The 4,341-nt window shown below is 62.7% G+C and carries 5 protein-coding genes; 1 reads left to right on the top strand and 4 read right to left on the bottom strand.

The genetic code is table 11. The features are described 5' to 3' along the window. Nucleotides 1–167 precede the first annotated feature (167 nt). Nucleotides 168–1,067, top strand: a complete 900-nt coding sequence (locus HX812_RS31725) for a polysaccharide deacetylase family protein (protein ID WP_038849792.1) — start codon at nt 168–170, stop codon at nt 1,065–1,067. A gap of 3 nt (nt 1,068–1,070) precedes the next feature. On the opposite strand, the gene pcaC is transcribed toward HX812_RS31725, so the two are convergent. The 4 genes from pcaC to HX812_RS31705 all read right to left on the bottom strand — a co-directional run. After that, on the bottom strand, nt 1,071–1,463 hold the full coding sequence (gene pcaC, locus HX812_RS31720) for a 4-carboxymuconolactone decarboxylase (RefSeq protein WP_038849790.1): 393 nt from the start codon (nt 1,461–1,463) through the stop codon (nt 1,071–1,073). 55 nt (nt 1,464–1,518) lie between these two features. After that, the gene (pcaD, locus tag HX812_RS31715; RefSeq protein ID WP_038849789.1) at nt 1,519–2,310 is read right to left on the bottom strand and encodes a 3-oxoadipate enol-lactonase; all 792 of its coding nucleotides are present in this window, start codon (nt 2,308–2,310) and stop codon (nt 1,519–1,521) included. A gap of 10 nt (nt 2,311–2,320) precedes the next feature. Beyond that, nucleotides 2,321–3,676, bottom strand: a complete 1,356-nt coding sequence (locus tag HX812_RS31710; protein WP_038849787.1) for a 3-carboxy-cis,cis-muconate cycloisomerase — start codon at nt 3,674–3,676, stop codon at nt 2,321–2,323. 10 nt (nt 3,677–3,686) lie between these two features. After that, the coding region (locus HX812_RS31705; protein WP_178949157.1) for an MFS transporter at nt 3,687–4,341 on the bottom strand (655 nt) is incomplete at its 5' end.

Below are 4,341 nucleotides of genomic sequence, written 5' to 3'. Positions count from 1 at the left end.
CCTTGAATGAAGAAATGGGCAAGCCGCTGCGCCCTCAATACGTCGGCTGACCCTTGGCGACGCTCGTTTGTCAGCCTGTAACCTCACACAGCCGATCTTGCTGTATGGTGCGCGCCTGCCGCTGCTGATCCACTCAGCAGCGGCCTTTATTCGAGCCTGCGCCCACCATGAAATCCTTCGCCATCGTATCCGCCGTATTTGCCCTGGCCTTGAGCCTCAGCGGCTGCATTGGCTCGCCCATCGCTCTCACGCCAGAGACCGAGCAGCGCCTGCAAACCCAGGCACCGATCCGCTTCCTGCTGACCTTCGATGACGGTCCCAGCGCGTCGGGCTACAACAACCCGAGCCGTTCGGTGGTGGCCGACCTGGCGCAGAACCCGGTGCTGCCGGGGATCAAAGCGGTGTTTTTTCTGCAGACCGAAGCCGCTCGATCGGGCGGCAGCTCACGGGGTCGCAAGACCATGGAACGCGAATACGCGGCCGGTCACGTCCTGGCCTTCCACACGGCCACGGGGTTTCACACCAACCACCGCTGGCTGAACGATACCGAACTGGAAAGCACCCTCACCCAAGGCGCCGCCGACATCGCCGCGATCACAGGTGCGCCACCGGTGCTGGTGCGCCCGCCGTTCTGGAATTACGACCGCCGCACCTTCACCGCCTACCAGCGCCACGGCATGCACGTGTTGCTGACGGACCTGAGCGCCAATGACGGCAAGATCTGGGGCTTCAACGGCAGCCCGCGCCGCCGAGCCAACCTGTACCGGCAACTGTCGGTGGTGCGCGAACACATTGCCTTGGGTGAATTGCCGACGGTGGACGGCGTGATACCGGTAGTGGTGACCTTCCACGACATCAACCGCTACACCGCGCGACATCTGCAGGAGTACCTGCAGATCCTGCTGGACAGCGCCCGGATCAACGGCGTGAAGACCGCCGCCGAACCTTTCTACACCGACACGGCCCAGCTAAAGCGCGCAGCGCTGGCGCGTACGGTCAGGGATGTGAATGAAGCCGTGCATTTGCCGGGCGTATGGAATTGGGTGTGGAACGCCGACTCCCACTAACCCCTATTCCCGCGATTCAACCCCCAGCTCATCCCACACCGACTCCGCCAGGTGAAACGTGGCATTCGCCGCCGGGATCCCGCAGTAGATCGCGCTCTGCATCAGCACTTCCTTGATCTCAGCGCGGGTCACGCCATTGCTCGCCGCGGCGCGCAGGTGCAGCTTGAGTTCTTCACTGCGGTTCATGCCGATCAGCATGGCAATGGTGATCAGGCTGCGGGTGTGCCGGGGCAGGCCGGGACGGGTCCAGATGTCACCCCAAGCGTGGCGGGTGATCATTTCCTGGAACTCGCTGTTGAATTCGGTCAGGGCATTGAGGCTGCGGTCGACATGGGCATCGCCCAGCACTTCGCGGCGCATGTGCAGGCCTTCGGCATAACGTTGTTTCTCGTCCACAACTAATTCTCCGTATTCAAATCGATTACCTGTGGTGAGCGCCCTCGCCACAGGTTTAATGCGCCAGCAGAAATTCCAGCACACGGTCACTGAACGCCGCGCCCGCCTGCACATTGGACAGGTGCGCCGCATAAAACTCGGCGTACTCGGCGCCCTGCACATGGTTCTGGATAAAGTGACCGCCCGCCGGCGGTGTGACGGCGTCTTCGGTACCGGCAATGACCAGGGTTGGCACTTTGATTGAAGCCAGTTGCTCACGGAAATCGGCATCACGCACCGCCGCACAGTTGGCGGCATAACCTTCGGGCGATGTGGCCGCCAGCATGTCGGTAATCTGCTTGGCCTGGTGCGGGTTGGCCGCCGCAAAGTCTGCGGTGAACCAGCGTGCAATCGACGCATCGCGCAACGCCACCATCGCCGCTGCGCCATCGCGCAGCACCATCTCGATGCGCGGGTTCCACACCTCGGGTGTGCCGATCTTGGCGGCGGTGTTGCACACCACCAGGCGCTGCAGACGCTCGCCCGCGTTGATGCCCAGCCATTGGCCGATCAGGCCGCCCATGGACAGCCCGCAGAAATGCGCGCGTTGAATATCCAACGCATCCAGCAGCGCGATCACATCCTGACCGAGTTGCCCGATGCTGTAGGGGCCCGGAGTCACCAGGGACTTGCCATGTCCACGGGTATCGAAACGCAGCACGCGAAAATGTTGGGTGAAGGCCGGGATCTGGATGTCCCACATGTGCAGGTCGGTGCCCAGCGAGTTGGAGAGCACCAGAACCGGTGCATCCTCAGGCCCATCCAATTGGTAATGCAGTTCGCCCTCGGCGAGTTGTACAAAGGCCACGGTGGTCTCCTCAAGCAAAGTGTTCGGCTACGGCGCGGGTGACCCAGGTGTGGGCCTGGCCCAGGTAGTGGGCGGGATCGAGCAAACGGTCCAATTCAGTTGCGGACAGTTCGGCGGTGACCTGTGGTTCGTCCGCCAATACCGCACGCAGGTGACGCCCCTCTGCGACGGCACGCTTGCAGCACTGCTCCAGCAGATGGTGCGCGGTTTCACGCCCGAGACGCTGGGCCAGCACGATGCTGACGGCTTCGGCCAATACCAGGCCTTGGGTCAGGTCGAGGTTGTGCGCCATGCGCTGCGGGTCGACTTCCAAGCCTTCGCTCACCAACAACGCCTGTTGCAACGCACCGGAGACCAAACGGCAGATCTCCGGCAGGGTTTCCCATTCGGCGTGCCACAGGCCCAGGCTGCGTTCGTGCTCCTGGGGCATGGCGCTGAACATCGTCGAGACCAGGCCCGGTACACGGGTGGCGGCGCTGATCAGCACCGCCGCGCCTACTGGGTTGCGTTTATGCGGCATGGTGGAAGAACCACCCTTGCCCGGTGCGGATGGCTCAAACACCTCGGCGGCTTCAGTCTGCATCAACAAGCTGATATCACGGCCCAGCTTCCCCAGACTGCCAGCGATCAAACCGAGGGCGCTGGCAAACTCCACCAAACGATCCCGCTGGGTGTGCCAGGGTTGTTCGGGCAAGGTCAATTGCAACTCAGCCGCCAGCGCTTCGGCCACCGGCATGGCCTGTTCGCCCAGCGCTGCGAGGGTTCCCGAAGCGCCACCGAATTGCAGCACCAGCAAACGCGGTTTCAGTTCAGCAAGACGCTGCCGATTGCGCGTCACCGCGCCCAGCCAACCGGCGATTTTCATCCCCAGGGTGACCGGCGTCGCATGCTGCAACCAGGTACGCCCGGCCAATGGCACGCCAGCGTAGCGCTGGGCCTGGGCGGCAAGTATGTCGCCCAGACGCATCAGGTCTGACTCGATCAATTCCACCGCCCGCCGCAGTTGCAGCACCAGGCCGGTGTCCATCACGTCCTGGCTGGTCGCGCCCAAATGCACGTAGCGCTCAGCCCCGGCATCTTCACTGGCAATCAACTTGCCCAGTGCCTTCACCAGCGGAATCGCCGAATTCCCCGCCGTGGCAATTGCCACGCCGAGGGCATCCACGTCGTACAACGACGCCAGGCAGGCCTGGGCAATCGGTGCGACGGCGGCCTGGGGAATCAAGCCGACCTGGGCCTGGGCCCTGGCCAAGCCCGCTTCAAAATCCAGCATGCCCTGCAAGCGTCCCTGGTCACAGAACACCTCGGCCATGCTGCCCGCCGTGAAGTAAGCGTCGAACAATTGATTGCTCGTGCGCAGTGTCATAACGCGTCCCTTATAGATCGTGGTGCAAGTACTCCGCCTGTTTCGGCAGGCGCAGGCTGAACAGGAAGGCCACCGCCATCATGCCGGTGACGTACCAGTAGAAGGTGTTTTCCATGCCCATGGATTTGAGGCCCAGGGCCACGTATTCCGCCGAACCGCCGAAGATCGCGTTGGCCACTGCATAGGCCAGGCCGACACCCAGGGCACGCACGTGCGGCGGGAACATTTCCGCTTTCACCAGGCCGCTGATCGAGGTGTAGAAGCTGACGATGGCCAGGGCCAGGGAGATCAGCACAAAGGCCAGGAACGGGTTGGTCACGGTTTTCAGGGTCAGCAGGATCGGCACGGTGCACAGCGTGCCAAGGGCGCCGAACCAGAGCATCGAATTACGACGGCCGATCTTGTCCGAGAGCATGCCGAACAGCGGCTGCATGCACATGTACACGAACAGCGCGCCGGTCATGATGTAGCTGGCGGTCTTGGCGTGCATCCCGGCGGTGTTCACCAGGTATTTCTGCATGTAAGTGGTAAAGGTGTAGAAGATCAGCGAGCCGCCGGCGGTGTAGCCGAGCACGGTGATAAACGCCGCTTTATGGTTGCGGAACAACGCGGCCACGCTGCCGGCGTCCTTGTCCTGGCGCATTTCCTTACTGGTGGTTTCCTTG

The sequence above is a fragment of the Pseudomonas sp. IPO3749 genome, from assembly GCF_013386605.1.
Classification (GTDB): Bacteria; Pseudomonadota; Gammaproteobacteria; order Pseudomonadales; family Pseudomonadaceae; genus Aquipseudomonas; species Aquipseudomonas azotoformans_A.
Note: the sequence above shows the minus strand (reverse complement) of the source record. Positions and strands in the feature narration are given on the sequence as shown.

What these genes read in the sequence shown, in the direction of transcription:
- HX812_RS31725 (WP_038849792.1), top strand. Translation starts at nt 168, where the DNA reads ATGAAATCCTTCGCCATCGTATCCGCCGTATTTGCCCTGGCCTTGAGC.
- HX812_RS31710 (WP_038849787.1), bottom strand. Translation starts at nt 3,676, where the DNA reads ATGACACTGCGCACGAGCAATCAATTGTTCGACGCTTACTTCACGGCG.